The organism is Achromobacter sp. SD115 (genome assembly GCF_017355315.1).
Taxonomy (GTDB): domain Bacteria; phylum Pseudomonadota; class Gammaproteobacteria; order Burkholderiales; family Burkholderiaceae_B; genus Achromobacter; species Achromobacter xylosoxidans_B.
In genome coordinates this window covers 171,032-184,989 of the sequence record NZ_JADIJM010000005.1, presented here as the reverse complement: position 1 = coordinate 184,989, position 13,958 = coordinate 171,032, and the positions used below count along the sequence as shown (strand labels likewise).

General features: G+C 66.7%; 14 protein-coding genes. 4 read left to right on the top strand and 10 right to left on the bottom strand.

The annotated features are described in order from the left end of the window. The first annotated feature begins 5 nt into the window (after positions 1–5). Positions 6–974, top strand: a complete 969-nt coding sequence (locus tag IPU70_RS09435) for a LysR substrate-binding domain-containing protein (RefSeq protein WP_207466742.1) — start codon at positions 6–8, stop codon at positions 972–974. Positions 975–997: 23 nt separating this feature from the next. Here the strand turns inward: IPU70_RS09435 and IPU70_RS09430 are convergent, their stop codons facing one another. The 9 genes from IPU70_RS09430 to IPU70_RS09390 all read right to left on the bottom strand — a co-directional run bounded on the left by IPU70_RS09430 (position 998) and on the right by IPU70_RS09390 (position 10,244). Further along, the gene (locus tag IPU70_RS09430; protein WP_207466741.1) at positions 998–1,726 is read right to left on the bottom strand and encodes a GntR family transcriptional regulator; all 729 of its coding nucleotides are present in this window, start codon (positions 1,724–1,726) and stop codon (positions 998–1,000) included. Then, positions 1,723–3,252, bottom strand: coding sequence for an AMP-binding protein (locus IPU70_RS09425; RefSeq protein ID WP_207466740.1), 1,530 nt, complete (start codon positions 3,250–3,252; stop codon positions 1,723–1,725). Before IPU70_RS09425 ends, IPU70_RS09430 begins: the two co-directional genes overlap by 4 nt. Before the next feature lie 31 nt (positions 3,253–3,283). Continuing rightward, a complete protein-coding gene (locus IPU70_RS09420) occupies positions 3,284–4,522 on the bottom strand; it encodes a thiolase family protein (RefSeq protein ID WP_207466738.1) in 1,239 nt (412 codons plus the stop codon). Beyond that, positions 4,519–5,226: an ABC transporter ATP-binding protein gene (locus IPU70_RS09415; protein ID WP_207466736.1), complete on the bottom strand. Its 708-nt coding sequence runs from the start codon at positions 5,224–5,226 to the stop codon at positions 4,519–4,521. Before IPU70_RS09415 ends, IPU70_RS09420 begins: the two co-directional genes overlap by 4 nt. After that, positions 5,223–5,978 (bottom strand): ABC transporter ATP-binding protein, encoded by a 756-nt coding sequence (locus IPU70_RS09410; RefSeq protein WP_207466734.1) that lies wholly within the window; start codon positions 5,976–5,978, stop codon positions 5,223–5,225. The genes IPU70_RS09415 and IPU70_RS09410 overlap by 4 nt, the downstream gene beginning before the upstream one ends. Next, a complete protein-coding gene (locus IPU70_RS09405; RefSeq protein WP_207466732.1) occupies positions 5,975–6,991 on the bottom strand; it encodes a branched-chain amino acid ABC transporter permease in 1,017 nt (338 codons plus the stop codon). The genes IPU70_RS09410 and IPU70_RS09405 overlap by 4 nt, the downstream gene beginning before the upstream one ends. After that, the gene (locus tag IPU70_RS09400) at positions 6,988–7,845 is read right to left on the bottom strand and encodes a branched-chain amino acid ABC transporter permease (protein WP_013393209.1); all 858 of its coding nucleotides are present in this window, start codon (positions 7,843–7,845) and stop codon (positions 6,988–6,990) included. Before IPU70_RS09400 ends, IPU70_RS09405 begins: the two co-directional genes overlap by 4 nt. Before the next feature lie 85 nt (positions 7,846–7,930). Continuing rightward, a complete protein-coding gene (locus IPU70_RS09395; RefSeq protein ID WP_207466730.1) occupies positions 7,931–9,112 on the bottom strand; it encodes an ABC transporter substrate-binding protein in 1,182 nt (393 codons plus the stop codon). 166 nt (positions 9,113–9,278) lie between these two features. Next, positions 9,279–10,244: a LysR family transcriptional regulator gene (locus IPU70_RS09390; RefSeq protein WP_207466729.1), complete on the bottom strand. Its 966-nt coding sequence runs from the start codon at positions 10,242–10,244 to the stop codon at positions 9,279–9,281. Between the two features lie 116 nt (positions 10,245–10,360). Between IPU70_RS09390 and IPU70_RS09385 the strand changes: the two genes are divergently transcribed. From IPU70_RS09385 to IPU70_RS09375, 3 genes are read left to right on the top strand one after another with little or no spacing between them, the layout of a single operon-like run. After that, positions 10,361–11,341, top strand: a complete 981-nt coding sequence (locus IPU70_RS09385; RefSeq protein ID WP_207466728.1) for a tripartite tricarboxylate transporter substrate binding protein — start codon at positions 10,361–10,363, stop codon at positions 11,339–11,341. A gap of 9 nt (positions 11,342–11,350) precedes the next feature. Next, entirely contained in the window at positions 11,351–12,595 is a 1,245-nt protein-coding gene (locus tag IPU70_RS09380; RefSeq protein WP_207466727.1) for a CaiB/BaiF CoA-transferase family protein, read from the top strand. A 22-nt stretch (positions 12,596–12,617) separates the two neighbouring features. Further along, the gene (locus IPU70_RS09375) at positions 12,618–13,046 is read left to right on the top strand and encodes a MaoC family dehydratase (protein ID WP_207466726.1); all 429 of its coding nucleotides are present in this window, start codon (positions 12,618–12,620) and stop codon (positions 13,044–13,046) included. Here the strand turns inward: IPU70_RS09375 and hutG are convergent. Continuing rightward, the gene (hutG, locus tag IPU70_RS09370; protein ID WP_207466725.1) at positions 13,043–13,846 is read right to left on the bottom strand and encodes an N-formylglutamate deformylase; all 804 of its coding nucleotides are present in this window, start codon (positions 13,844–13,846) and stop codon (positions 13,043–13,045) included. The genes IPU70_RS09375 and hutG overlap by 4 nt on opposite strands. Between the last annotated feature and the right edge of the window lie 112 nt (positions 13,847–13,958).

Below are 13,958 nucleotides of genomic sequence, written 5' to 3'. Positions count from 1 at the left end.
GACCCATGGCCGATCTACCCAACCACACGCCGCCGCTGGCGGCACTGCGCGCCTTCGAGGCCGTCGCCCGCCTGGGCAGCCTGAGCCGCGCCGCCGCCGAACTCCACGTCACCAAGAGCGCCGTCAGCCATCAGTTGCGGGCGCTGGAGGCTGATCTGGGCGTGGCCCTGCTACGCCGCGGCGGCACCGTGCGCCGCGCCGAAACCACCGCAGCGGGCGCGGACCTGCTGGCGTCCGTGCAACAGGCCTTGACCCTGCTGGAGACCGCCTGCCGCAACGTGCGGGCCTCGGCCCGCGGCAAACGGCGCAATACCCTGAACGTTTCCGCCAACCCCTCGCTGGCCGCCATGTGGCTGGCGCCGCGCATCGGGCGCTTCATCGAACTGCATCCCGGCATCGATATCCAGGTCTATCTGCATGCCAGTCAGGACCCGGCCTGGAAAAGCCAGGACATCGACCTGGCGTTCCTGCACGTGCGCGCGATGGGGCCGCATATCGCCGAGCCCGGCGACATTCCGCTCATGACCGAGACCGTGGTGCCGGTCTGCAGCCCGTCGCTGGTCGATCCGGCCGAGCGTGGAGATCCCGGCGTTTTCCTGCGCCATCGCTGGCTGGAGGAAAAGCACGTGGACAGCCCCGAGACCGACTGGCGCACCTGGAGCCCGCGGCTGGGGCTGGCCGAAGCCGACTGGCAGGAGCCCATGGTGCTGAGCGGCTTGAGCACAGTCGCCGCAGCCGCTGCGGCCGGAGTCGGCATCGCCCTGGGGCGCGCGCCGCTGATTGACGAGGAACTGGCCAGCGGCCGGCTGGTGCCCCTGGTGCCGCAGCTGCGCATGCCGGGGTCCTGGGGCTATGTGATGCGGATCCAGGCCAACCGGCCGATGGACGCGGCCCTGCCGACGCTGGTGGAGTTCCTGGCGGAAGAGGGGCGCAGCACCGGCGCCTGGCAGAGCCTGGCGGACGCCGGGCGCTGAGGCCCGGGGGCCGCGCTTGCGCTTCAGTCCGCGCCGCTCCTGCCGCGCGGCGGGGAGCTGATGGTGACCGCCGAGGTGACGATCAGCTCCATCAGGATGTTGCGCGCCAGGTTTTCGGCATAGTCGTTGCGCGCCTCCGCCGTGGCGATGGCGCGTTCCACCGAGCCTTCAACGATGGCGTTGATCTGCTGGATGTGCAGCTCGCAGATCTGCACCAGGTCCGGATGGCGCTTCTGATGGAAGTACAGGAAGCGCCGCGCCAGCGTCTGCAGCATGGCGTGGAACTCGGCCGCGTAGCTGTTGCGCGAGGCGGCGCCGATCTGGCTGGTCAGGGTGAAATGCAGGCGCATGTACATGCGCATGTCGTTGACGGCCTTGAGGTCTTCGAGTTCACGGGCCAGGCGCGCCAGTTCGGCGCGCTCTCCATCGTCGGCCCATTGCGCCGCCTGCGCCACGATCAGCCGTTCGATCTCGCGCCGCGCCTGGATGATCTTCAGCTGTCCCTGGTAGTCGATCTCGGAAATGAAGATGCCCTGGCGCGGGGCGATTTCCACCAGGCGCTGGAACGCCAGTTTCTGCAGCGCGTCGCGCACCGGCGAGCGGCCGATGCCGACGCGCTCGCTCAGGGTGGTTTCCGACCATTGACTGCCCGGCGGCAGTTCGCCGGTGACGATCATTTCCTCGAGGGCGCAATAGGCCTTTTCGGTCTGGCTGACGGCCGTGCGGACAAAGAGGGGGGCGGACTGGGTCATGGAGTCGGAAGCGCGCGTTGTTGAAGTTCGCGTTTTAACACTTTGCCGGTGCTGTTCTTGGGCAACTCATCCAGGAACACATAGCGCTTGGGCCGTTTGAAGCGTGCGATGGATGCCAGGCAGAGCCGGTCCAGGTCCTGCTCCGTGGCCTGGGCGTCCGGCTTGAGCACCACGAAGGCCAGCACCGACTCGCCCCATTCGGGGTCGGGGCTGCCGACCACCGACACTTCCTGCACGGCATCGTGGCGCATCAGCGCTTCTTCCACCTCGCGCGGATAGATATTGGTGCCGCCGCTGATGATGACGTCCTTGGAGCGGTCCTTCAGATGCAGCAGGCCGCGTTCGTCCAGGATGCCGATATCGCCGGTATGGAGCCAGCCGTCCGCCAGGGTGTCGGCGCTGGCGCGCGGATTGTTCCAGTAGCCTTGCATCACCGTCGGCCCGCTGACCACGACTTCACCCAATTCGCCAGCGGCGGCCGGTTGGCCGGATGCTGCGCGTACCTCGACCTCCATGGAGGCCTGGACGTAGCCCACCGATCCCAGCAGGGTGTCATCGTTGCTGGCCACCGCGTCGGCGATCTGGGTTGCCGACAGGGCGGATATCGACATCGGGCTTTCGCCCTGTCCGTAGATCTGCGCCACGCGCGCGCCGTAGCAGGCGACCGCGTCCTTGATGTCTTCGACATAGAACGGCGCGCCGCCCACGATCAAGGTGCGCAGGCCCGGCTGCGGCCCGTTGGCCTGGCGGGCATGGCGCACCATGCGCTGCACGATGGTGGGCGAGGCGAACAGGCTGACATTGCGGTAGTGCGTCAGCAGCGCGGACAGTTCGTCTTCATCCAGCCCGCCGCTGTCGGGGATGATCTGCAAGGCGCCATGCAGCCAGTAAGGAATGCTGTAGAGGCCGGCGCCATGCGACAGCGGTGCGACATGCACGATGGCGTCGCCGGGCTGCACCGATTGCACGTCGGCGTAGAAATTCAGGCACATGCCCACCATGTTGGCGTGGCTGAGCATGACGCCCTTGGGCTTGCCCGTGGTGCCGCTGGTGTAGAACAGCCAGGCCAGTTCCTGCGGCTTGCGCCGCTCCAGCGGCAGCGCAGTACCGGCGGTGGCGCTGGCGTAGCGGGCCGAATCCACGTCCACCAGCTGCACGCCGTCCAGCCCGCGCACGACGGGCGCCAGCCCCTCATGCACGGCGCCGCGCGACAGGCAGAGGCGGGCGCTGCTGTCGCGCAGCATGTAGTCCAGTTCGTTGGCGTGCAGCTTGGCGTTGACGGGAACGGCGCACAGGCCGGCATGCCAGACGGCAAGCATCGATTCGATATAGGCGGGATGGTTGGGCAGCGCCAGCATGACGCGCTCGCCGGGCTGCAAGCCCATGGGCCCGCGCAGCCAGCCGGCCAGCGCTTGCACGCGGGCCTGGAGCTGGGCGTAGGTAAGCGGGTCGCGGGTGCCTGCGGCCAGGGCGGGCTGGTCGGCGTGGGTGGTGGCGCTGCGGTGAAAGAGAGAGCTGAGATGCATGGCGGTCTCTGGGGTTGATGGGGCGCGCGGATCAGCGGCCGAGCAGGGTGATGCAGGTCACCGCCTCTTCCACGCCGTTGAAGCCGCCGCCGTTCTCGGCAATGGCGAAGCGCGCGCCTTCGACCTGGCGGGCGCCGGCCTCGCCGCGCAGCTGGATCACCATTTCATGAACTTGCGCCAGTCCGGTCGCGCCTATGGGGTGGCCGCGCGACAACAGGCCGCCGGACACGTTGATGGGGATGCGGCCGCCCAGGCTGGTGGCGCCGGATTCGGCCATCGGTCCGCCTTCGCCGAAGGCGCAGAAACCCAGCGCCTCGGTCTGCTGGATTTCTGCGAATGCGGTGGCGTCGTGGACTTCCGCCAGTGACATGTCCTGCGGACCGACGCCGGCGCGTTCATAGGCTTCCAGCGCGGCCAGATGGCACAGGTGTTGGTCGTAGCGGTCGGCCGGGCGGTCCGTGGCGGTGCGCAGCACGCTGGCGTACAGGCGCACGGCGCGGGCGCGCTGCAGGCGCTTCAGTCCTTGGGCGTTGCAGACGATAGCGGCCGCCGCGCCGTCGCTGATGGGCGCGCACATGGGCAAGGTCAGCGGCCAGGACACGGGCCGGGCGGCCAGGGCCTCGTCTATCGTCATGGGGTACTGGAACTGCGCCAGCGGATTGCGGGTGGAATGCATGTGGTTTTTGGCGGCCACGGCGGCCAGCTGGCGCTGGGTGGTGCCGAAGGTCTTCATGTGCAGTCGCGCCAGGCTGGCGTAGATGTCCATGAACACGCTGCGCTTGCCGGGTTCCTCGAAGCCGGGCGGGGGCGTCACGTCGGGCGCCAGCGCCATCAGCCGCGCCATCTGCGCCGGCGCGTCGTGCACGTCCCAGGCGCCGTCGAACACGGCGAAGCTCTTGGCCTTGTCCTCGGAAAACAGCTTGTCCACGCCCACCGCCAGGCAGATGTCGCCCGCGCCCGAGGCCACATACAGGTGCGCGGCGTTCAGCGCGGTGCTGGAGCTGGCGCAGGCGTTCTCCACGTTGGTGACGGGGATGCCGGCGATGCCCATGGCCTTCAGCGCGACCTGGCCGGCCACCATGTATTGGCCTTCGATGGAGCCCTGGCCGGCGGTGGCGAAGTAGGCCGCCCGCAGGTCGGCGGCGTCGCAGCCGGCGTCGGCCAGCGCCTGCGTGACCGCGTCGCGCACCAGGTCCTTGACGCTTTTGGCCGGCTGCTTGTCGAAGCGGGTGATGCCCACGCCCGCGATGTAGGTGGTGTCGTTGCTCATGCTTGGATGCCCGTGGTGAGGATGGATTCGATGATGTGGCGGTCGGCCTCGACGTCCGCGGCCGACCCGCTCCAGGCGATTTCGCCGTGGTCCAGCACGTACTGGCGGTGCGCCAGGCGGGCGGGTACCTTCAGGTTCTGCTCGACCAGCACGATGCCGGTGCCCTGGCGGTGGACTTCGGCGAATACGGCTATCAGTTCGTTGACGATGCGCGGCGCCAGCCCTTCGGTCGGCTCGTCCAGCAGCAGGACGCGCGGATTGCCCAGCAGGGCGCGGGCGATCGCCAGCATCTGCTGTTCGCCGCCGGACAACTGGTCGCCATGGAAGCCTATGCGCTCGCCCAGCCGCGGAAAGACCTGCAGCACGCGGTCCTGCGTCCAGTAGCCGGGCTGGTGCGCCAGCGCGCCCATGCGCAGGTTTTCCCGCACCGTCAGGTTGGGGAAGATGCGGCGCGTGTCGGGCACCAGGGCGATGCCGTCGCGGCTGATCTGTTCGACGGCGCGGCGCGTGGCGTCCTGGCCGGCGATCAGGCGGTTGCCCGACGACAGCGGCAATAGACCGATCAATGTCTTGAGTACCGTGGACTTGCCGGCGCCGTTGCGCCCGACGATGGCGACGATTTCGTCCTGGGCCGCGCGCAGACCAATGTTCTTGAGCGCCAGCGCCTGGCCGTAGTGCACGCTGGCATGTTGCAGTTCGATCATGCCGCCACCTCCTCGCCCAGGTAGACAGCGCGCACGGTGGCGTCGTCGCGGATGGCGGCCGGCGGCCCCTCGGCCACCTTGCGGCCGTTGGACAGCACCACGATGTGTTCGGACAGCGTCATGATCACGTCCATGTTGTGTTCGATCAGCAGCACCGTGCGACCGGCGGCCGCATGGCGGATGAGGCGGGTGGCGGCGGTGATTTCATGGTGGCCGACGCCGGCCAGCGGTTCATCCAGCAGCAAAATGCGCGGATTGGGCAACAGGGTCAGGCCCAGTTCCAGCGCGCGCTGCAAGCCATACGACAAGGTGCCAGCCACGGTGTCGCGCCAGGCCGTCAGGTCGGTCAGTTCCAGCATGGCGTCGATGGTGGATGCCAGCCGGCGGTCATAGCGCGGCGCCAGCCAGAACGGCAGCAGGCGGGAGTGGCTGATCTGCGCGGCGATGCGCAGGTTCTCCAACACCGTCATCTCGGGAAAGATCTTGGTGATCTGGAAGCTGCGGCCGATGCCGTGCCGGGCGCGTTCGTGGGCCCGCAGGCGCGAGATGTCCGCGCCGTGGCACAGGATGCGGCCGCCATGGCCGGGCAGGTTGCCCGACAGCACGTTGAGCAAGGTGGTCTTGCCGGCGCCGTTGGGACCGATCAGGCCGTAGACGCGGCCGGTTTCAAAGGCGTAGCTGAAGTCCTCGATGGCGCGCAGCGCGCCGAAGGTGACGCTGACCCGTTCGCATTGCAAGGCGATGTCGCTCATGACGGGCTCCCTTCGCGCGGGGCCAGCGGCACGCTGGGCGCGGCCGGACTGGCGGGGGCGGGCGCCGCAGGGCGCTGGCGGCCCCAGCGGGCCTGCAGCGCGCCCAGCACCCCTTGCGGGAAATACAGCGTGGCCAGGATGAAGACCAGGCCCAGGATGCCGTACCAATAGGGCGTCCAGCCGCTGAGCCATTCCTTCAGGGCTTCGAACAGCAGCACGCCGGCCACCGGTCCCCACAGCGTGCCCGCTCCGCCCAGCAAGGTCATGATGATGACGTCGCCGGAGGTGGTCCAGTGCAGCATCTGCGGGTTCATGTACATCAGCACCGCGGCCAGCAGTCCGCCCGCCAGGCCGCCGACCGCGCCGGAAACCAGAAAGGTGATCTGCTTCAGGCGCTGCACGTTGTAGCCCAGCTGGGCGGCGCGGATCTCGTTCTGGCGCACGCCCGCGACCGCGCGGCCGAAGGGCGAGGCGCGCAGCATCGCCATCAGCGCCATCACCAGGGCGAACACGGCGGCAACGTACCAATAGAAGTTCACGGTATCGAAGAAGTCGATGCCCGCGAGTTCCGGCCGGCCGATGCCCGGCAGGCCGTCGGCGCCGCCGGTCCATTCGCGCAGCTTGCTGTCGGCCAGGATGTACATGAGCTGCGACAGCGCCAGCGTGACCAGCGCGAAGAAGATCCCCGAGACGCGCAGCGCGAACACGCTGAAGATCCAGGCGCACGCGGCTCCTGCCACGATGGCGAGCGCCAGGCCCGCCTCGAATGGCAGGCCGTAGCGTTGGGTGGCCAGCGCCAGCGCGTAGCCGCCCGTGCCCAGGAAGGCCGCATGGCCGAAGGACACCATGCCCAGCAGGCCGAACACCAGGTCGAAGCCCACGGCGAAGATGGACCACACCATGATCAGGATGCTCAGGTTCAAGAGGAAATCGTTTTGCGTGCAGAAGGGCACCGCGATCACCGCGGCGGCCACGCCGGCCGCGATGGCGGCGTCTTGGCGGGAAGTCGTCATGCCAGCCTCGCTTGGCGGGAGAACAGTCCTTGCGGACGGGTGAGCAGGGTGGCGATCAGCATGGCGAACGTCAGGATGTCGACCCAGCTGGGCATGAAGGTGTAGCCCACCGCGCGCACCATGCCGATCAAGAGCGACGCGGCGACCACGCCGCGGATGTTGCCCAGTCCGCCCAGGATCACCACGATGAAGCAGTCGATGATGGTGTTGGTGGCCATGCCCAGTTCGATGGGGAACAGCGGCGCGGAGATGGCGCCGGCCAGCCCGGCCAGCGCCGCGCCCACGCCGAACACCGCGCTGCGGATGGCGGCGGCGGGCAGGCCCAGGATGCGCACCATCTCGCCGTCGCTGCTGGCGGCGCGCACCAGCATGCCGAAGGTGCTTTTTTCCAGCACGAAGAACAGCGCCGCCGATACCGCCAGGCCGAAGGCGATGACGAACAAACGGTAGACGGGGATGGTGCTGCCGGCTAGTTCGACCGTGCCGGCCAGCAGCGCCGGCATCGGCGTTTCCTGGTAGCCCAGGCCCCAGACGAACTTCACGGCCTCGCTGATGACGAGGATGAAGCCGAAGGTCAGGATCAGTTGATAGAAATGCGGGCGGTTGTACAGCGGCCGCAGGGCCAGCCGTTCCATCGCCACGCCGACCAGGCCGACGCCCACCGTCGCCACGACCAGGCCGGCAATGAAGGAACCGGTGCGTAGCTGGATGTCGAAGGCCAGGTAGGCCCCCAGCATGTACAGCGCGCCATGGGCGAAGTTGATGACGCCCAGCATGCCGAAGATAAGCGTAAGGCCGGATGCCAGCAGGAACAGCAGCATTCCCAGGCTCAGGCCGATGATCACGGTGGACATGGCAGAAATCCGTCAGGCGGCGCGCCCAGCGCGCCGGGTGGAAGACCGGTCCGCGAGGGACCGGTGGGTGCATGGCGGGGCGGCTTCAGCCCGCGCAGGGTTCGAACACCTGGTCCGGCGGAAACACCTTGACGATGTCCATGACGTAGGCCGGCTGCGGCGGTTTGCCCGTGTCCACCACGCCCCACAGGCCGTTCTGCATGGCCTGGTGGTCGCAAGCGCGCATGGTCTTCTTGCCTTCCACCGAGTTGTCGCGCTCGCTGGCCGCAAACGCCTCGACCCACTTTTCCTTGTCCCAGGTGCCGGTCTTGTCGACCACATCCAGCCACCAGCTCATGCCGTCGTAGGCTTCGCCCGCGGCGGCGGAGGGGAACTCGTTGTATTTCTTGCGGAAAGCCTCGACGAAGGCCTTGTTGGCGTCGTTCTCGACAGTGAAGTGATATCTCACGCCCGACTGCACGCCGACCGCGGTGGGCCCAACGCCGGCCGCCATGGTTTCATCGGCGATGACCGGGCCGAAGATCTTGCGCGTCTTGCCCAGTTCGATCTGGCCGGCCTGCTTGACCATGGTGACGGCGTCCGAGCCCGTCATGAACAGCGCCACGCCATCGGCGTTGGAGCGCGCGATCTTGTCGGCGATGGAGGAATAGTCGCGGTTGCCCAGCGGCGGGAAGTCGGCGCCCACGATCTCGATGCCGGCCTTCTCGGCCTCGCGCCGGTACCAGTCCCAGCTGTCGCGTGTGGCCTGGTAGTCGGCCGTCACGCCATAGACCCGCTTGAGCTTCTGCTCCTTGGAGTAGGCCAACGCCATACGCTGCTCCATGCCCAGGGTGTTGGAGGTGCGGAAGGTATAGCGCGAGCCGCCCGGCACCGTGATCTTGTCGTCGGCCGACATGGTGACCAGGTGGGGAGTCTTGCGCTGCTTGGCGATGTTCATGATCGCCAGCGTGCTGGCCGAGCTGACCGCGCCGAAGATCATCTGCGATCCGTCGGAGATGAGCCGGGTGGTTTTCTGCACTGCGGGCTGCGGCTTGGTTTCGTCGTCCTCCCAGGTGACCTGGATGGGCTTGCCCAGCACTTTGCCGCCGCGCTGTTCGATGGCGATGGTGACGCCTTTGCGCATGTCTTCGCCAAAGATGCCGTAGGTGCCCGACAGCGATACCACGCCGCCGATCTTGAACGTGTCGGGATCGGCGGCGTGCGCCCCTGTCGTGAACAGGGCGCACAACGCCAGCGCGCCGCTGGCGGCGTGACTCCATGTCTTCATTTCTTGTCTCCACGTATTTTTCATTATGGCTCGTAATGTTTTACGTAGCTCAGTTGAAATACTACGATTGAGATTGTGATGTGAAAAATTGGGGTATACCCGAGGCACAAGGGCGAAAAAAAGCCCCAGGGCCGTAGGGCGCTGGGGCGGGGTTGGTCGAAAGGCCCTAATCCGGGAACAGCGTCTGGACGCTTTCGCGCACCAGCGCGAACAACTCGACCGCCAGGTCGGACGGTTCGGAATCCCGCAGTCGGAAGATGGCCACCGGCGGAAGCGGGATGCGGGGGCTGACGTCCAGCAGCGTCAGGTTCAGGCGTTGGGCCAGATAAGCGGCAGAGTCCGACCGCAGCAGGCCGATGAAGCCGGGCTGTTCCGCCACCACCGCGCCGATGAACGGCGGGCTGGATTCGACCGTCGCGGGCGGCACCGGTAGCCGCAGCTTGAGCAGGGCGGTGCGCAAGGCATTGCGCACCAGGGAGTCTTTCGACGGCATGACCCAGGAGTATTGCAACAGCTCTTCGATGGGGACCTGCCTGCCTCCCTGGATCGTGTCCGGGTGGGCGACGAAACTCAGCTCATCCGGATAGAGAACCTCCACATGCAGCAAGGCCGCTTCGTCATCCCTGAGATTCCTGCCCGGCAGGCTGCCGATGACGAAATCCAGTTCTCCGGCCATCAGCATGTCGAACAGCCTGACGGCAATGCCGTCGATGATTTCCACGTGCGCCTGCTGGTGCCGCGCCGCGATCAGGGCCACCGGGCGGGACAGCAGGGACATGCCGGTGTAGGACGGGGCCCCGGCCCGCAGCGTGCGGATGGGGTTGCGGCGCAGTTCTGACAGCTCCGATTCCAGTCGCGTCAGCTTGTTGACGATCAGCCTGGCGTCATGCGTCAGCGATTCCCCGAAGGGGGTCAACGAGACTCCGTCGCGCCGCCGTTCGAAGACGGCGGCGCCCAGGGTGTCTTCCATTTCCCGGGCCATTTTGCTGATGGCCGGCTGGGACAGGGCCATCTGGTCCGCCAGTTGGCGAAACGACAGTCCTTCCGAGACGCCCTTGATCAGTTCGAACTGCTTCAGGCGCAGGCGGCCCAGGAGCTTGGAACTGCCTTGAGGCTGCGGATCGGCGACCATGGCTTACCCAAAAGTTATCACCATTTGAGTTTATTTCAGTTATCAGTTAATCGTCGTCTCCTTATCCTATGGCCAGCAGTGGAAGCAAAAAAGCCACAGCACCGGAGGAGACCACCATGAAACTCAAGAATCTGTTCGCGCCCCTGGCCGCGATGTTGATGCTGGGCGCCTTGTGCGGCGCCGTGCGGGCCGAAGCGGCCTGGCCCGCCAAGCCGGTCACCATCATTGTGCCGTTCCCGCCTGGCGGCGCCACCGACGTGATGGCCCGGCTGTTCGCCCCGCGCATCGAGGCCGCCATCGGCCGTCCCGTCGTGGTGGAAAACAAGGCAGGCGCGGGCGGCACCATCGGCACGTATCAAGTTGCCCGGGCGCGCAACGACGGATATACCTTGTTGTGGGGGACCGTCGCCACGCATGGCATCGGTCCGAACATCTACAAGAATCTCGCTTACGACGCGGTGGCCGATTTCGAACCCGTCGTGCACGTGGTCGACCAGCCCTACGTGTTGGTCGCCCATCCTTCCAAGAAAATCACCTCGCTGGCGGATCTGCTCAGGCAGGCCAAGGAAAGGCCCGGCCAGATTTCCGTGGCCACCGCCGGGGTGGGTACCGCTGCGCACATGCTGTTCGAGAAGCTGCAGTCGGACACGGGGACATCGATGCTGGGGGTTCCTTACAAGGGGGCGGGTCCGGCCATGGCGGACCTGCTGGGCGGACAGGTCGATCTGGCCTTCGACGTGATCCTGACCACGGCGCCCTATATCGCTGCAGGGAAGCTGGTGCCGCTTGCCGTGACCAGCGGCAAACGATCGCAGACCCTGCCCAACGTGCCGACCATGGCCGAAGCCGGCGCAAAGGGTTTCGTCGCGTCCGGATGGAACGGTCTGTTTGCGCCTCGCGGCACGCCCCAGGCCATCGTCGAAAAAATCAATGCCGCCGTGAACCAGGCGCTGCAAAGTCCGGAAATCAACCGGCGCCTGTTGTCCGAGGGGTCTATCCCTGTGGGTGGCACGGCCGCGGATTTTGCCGGCTTCATCCAGGCCGAGATCCGGACCTGGGGCGAAGTGGCCAGGCAAGCCAATGTTTCGATGGACTGAGGAAAGACGATGAATGCCGAGCAAGCGAAAAAGCCGGACGCGGATCAGGCCGCTCCAGGCCCGGGCGCGGGGCCGTTGGCGGGCGTGCGGGTGCTGGATATTTCCACGGTGGTGGCGGGCCCGTTTTCGGCCACGCTGATGGCGGACCTGGGAGCCGAAGTCCTGAAGATCGAGCTGCCGGGCGACGGCGACCACATACGCCAGTTGCCGCCGCACAAAAGCGGCGTGGCGCTCTGGTCCAAAGTCGCGAACCGCAACAAACGCGGCATCACGCTGGATCTGCGCCAGCCCGAAGGTTTGGCGATACTCGAGCGCCTGTTGCCCCGTTACGATGTGCTGGTGGAGAACTTCCGGCCGGGCACGCTGGACCGATGGGGCCTGGACATGGCGCGTTTGCGCGCCTTGCGGCCCGACCTGATCGTGCTGCGCGTGACCGGCTTCGGCCAGACCGGGCCCTACCGGTCGCGGCCCGGCTTTGCCCGGATCTTCGAGGCCATGTCGGGCTTCGTGAACCTGTGCGGCGAAAAGGACGGCCCGCCGCTATATCCGGGCTTCCCGGTGTCCGACGCCTTGACCGGCGTGTTCGGCGCCTACGCCATCACGGCTGCGCTGCTGCACCGGCAGAAGCACGGGGAAGGGCAGGAAATCGATCTTTCCGCCACGGAGGCGATGCTGCGGGTGCTGGATTTCATGCCGATCGAATATGACCAGCTTGGCGTAGCGCGTTCGCGCCAGGGAAATCTCAATGCCTATTCGGCGCCCAGCAGCGTGTACAAGACCCGCGATGACAAATGGGTGGTGCTGGCCGTCAGCGCGCCCACCGTGTTCCGGCGGCTGGCCCACGCCATCGGGCGCGCCGATCTGCTGGATGATCCCTTGTTCAGCACCAATACCGCGCGCATCCAGAACCGCGCCGAGATCGAGGCCATCATGGAAAACTGGTTCCGCGCGCATGCGCTCGGCGAGGCGTCGGACATCCTGATGCGGCACGAGGTCAGCTTCAGTCCCATCTACGACATCGCCGACATCGTGGCGGACCCGCATTTCATCGAGCGCCAGGTCCTGGTGCGCGTCGAGGACGAGGAACTGGGCTGCGTCAGCATGCAGAACGTGGTGCCCCGGTTCTCGGCGACGCCGGGCCGGATCTGGCGAACCGGGCCTGGCGTCGGTCAGCACAACGACGAGATCTATGGGCAGGAACTGGGCCTGTCGCGGGCGCAGCAGGCAGACCTGCGCGAGCGCAACATCATCTAGGACAGCGCGCAGGGAGGACGATATGACGATTCCATTGCTGCCGCCGCGCTTCAGCGGCGCCTTCACGCTTTCGAATGCGCTGCACGACGGCTACCTCCAGGCGGTCGGTGGCGGCCATCCAGTGCATAGCTCGCGGGACCTGGCACGGCAATCTGGCTTTGCGGACGTGCCGCTGGCCGGCATCCATGTATTGGGCGCGGCCATGGCGGCCTTCACGCGCCAGTTTGCCGGCAACCCCATGCTGCTGCTGAAGGTGGAAACGAAATTCATGCGTCCGGCATACCCAGGAGATGCGCTGGGACTGGAACTTGAACTGCTTGAAAGCGCGACGGTCGCCGGCACGCCGTTCACCGGCGGCCGGTACCAGGGCTATTGCATCGATGCGGACCAGCAAAAGGTGCTGATGCTCGATTTCAAGATACGCGTGGCTTTGGCGGGAAGCCGCCTTTAGCGCTGGCGCGCCGTAGCCTGCGTCAATGCCGACTGCACCATGCTTTCGACCAACGGGATGACCTTGTCCGCCAGTTCGGGGCGATAGGCGTAGGGATGGGTTTCGTCCATGTAGGTGGACTGGCACATTTCCAGCTGGATCGCGTGGACGTTGTCCGCGGGCTTGCCGTAGTGGCGCGTGATGTAGCCGCCCTTGAAGCGGCCGTTCACCGCCCAGGTGTAGGCGGAGTTGTCGCGCAGGCGGCCTTCGACCGTCGCCAGGATGTCGGGTGCGCAGGCCGCGCCGTCGGCGGTGCCGATGTTCAGGTCGGGCAGCTTGCCCTCGAACAGGCGCGGCAGCACGCTGGCGATCGAGTGCGCTTCCCACAGCAGCACGGTGCCGTGCTCGGCCTTGATGCGGTCGATTTCCTCGCACAGCTTGGCGTGGTAGGGCTTCCAATAGGCCTGCAACCGGTGCTCGCGTTCGGCTTCCGTCAGGACGGCCTCGTTGCGGTAGAGGGCGTCGCCGCGAAAGGTCTGGGTCGGGCACAGGCCGGTCTTGGCCTGGCCGGGATACAGGCTTTCATCATTCGGGGGGCGGTTCAGGTCCACCACGTAGCGCGAATAGCGCGCGCCGATGACCGACGCGCCCAGCGCCTGGGCGAACTGGTACAGCGTGTCCAGATGCCAGTCGGTATCGCCCGATTGCAGGCCCAGCGGCGTCATCTGCGCGCGCTGCGCATCGGGAATCATGCTGCCCAGGTGGGGAATGGAGATCAGCAGCGGCGCCGTGCCGCGGCTGAATTGATAGATGTCGCTCAAGTAAAACTCCGGGGGAAATGGCGGGGCGCAGGCAAGGGCATGCCTGGCAGCGTCCCTGGGTATCCGGTATTGCGCCGTTTGGGGCAATGCCGGCAATCATAGTGGATCGGGC

Coding starts and splice junctions, on each gene's coding strand:
- IPU70_RS09380 (WP_207466727.1), top strand. CDS start 11,351: ATGAATGCCGAGCAAGCGAAAAAGCCGGACGCGGATCAGGCCGCTCCA.
- IPU70_RS09390 (WP_207466729.1), bottom strand. CDS start 10,244: ATGGTCGCCGATCCGCAGCCTCAAGGCAGTTCCAAGCTCCTGGGCCGC.
- IPU70_RS09405 (WP_207466732.1), bottom strand. CDS start 6,991: ATGACGACTTCCCGCCAAGACGCCGCCATCGCGGCCGGCGTGGCCGCC.
- IPU70_RS09425 (WP_207466740.1), bottom strand. CDS start 3,252: ATGCATCTCAGCTCTCTCTTTCACCGCAGCGCCACCACCCACGCCGAC.
- IPU70_RS09415 (WP_207466736.1), bottom strand. CDS start 5,226: ATGATCGAACTGCAACATGCCAGCGTGCACTACGGCCAGGCGCTGGCG.
- IPU70_RS09410 (WP_207466734.1), bottom strand. CDS start 5,978: ATGAGCGACATCGCCTTGCAATGCGAACGGGTCAGCGTCACCTTCGGC.
- IPU70_RS09385 (WP_207466728.1), top strand. CDS start 10,361: ATGAAACTCAAGAATCTGTTCGCGCCCCTGGCCGCGATGTTGATGCTG.
- IPU70_RS09395 (WP_207466730.1), bottom strand. CDS start 9,112: ATGAAGACATGGAGTCACGCCGCCAGCGGCGCGCTGGCGTTGTGCGCC.
- IPU70_RS09435 (WP_207466742.1), top strand. CDS start 6: ATGGCCGATCTACCCAACCACACGCCGCCGCTGGCGGCACTGCGCGCC.
- IPU70_RS09430 (WP_207466741.1), bottom strand. CDS start 1,726: ATGACCCAGTCCGCCCCCCTCTTTGTCCGCACGGCCGTCAGCCAGACC.
- IPU70_RS09420 (WP_207466738.1), bottom strand. CDS start 4,522: ATGAGCAACGACACCACCTACATCGCGGGCGTGGGCATCACCCGCTTC.
- IPU70_RS09375 (WP_207466726.1), top strand. CDS start 12,618: ATGACGATTCCATTGCTGCCGCCGCGCTTCAGCGGCGCCTTCACGCTT.
- IPU70_RS09400 (WP_013393209.1), bottom strand. CDS start 7,845: ATGTCCACCGTGATCATCGGCCTGAGCCTGGGAATGCTGCTGTTCCTG.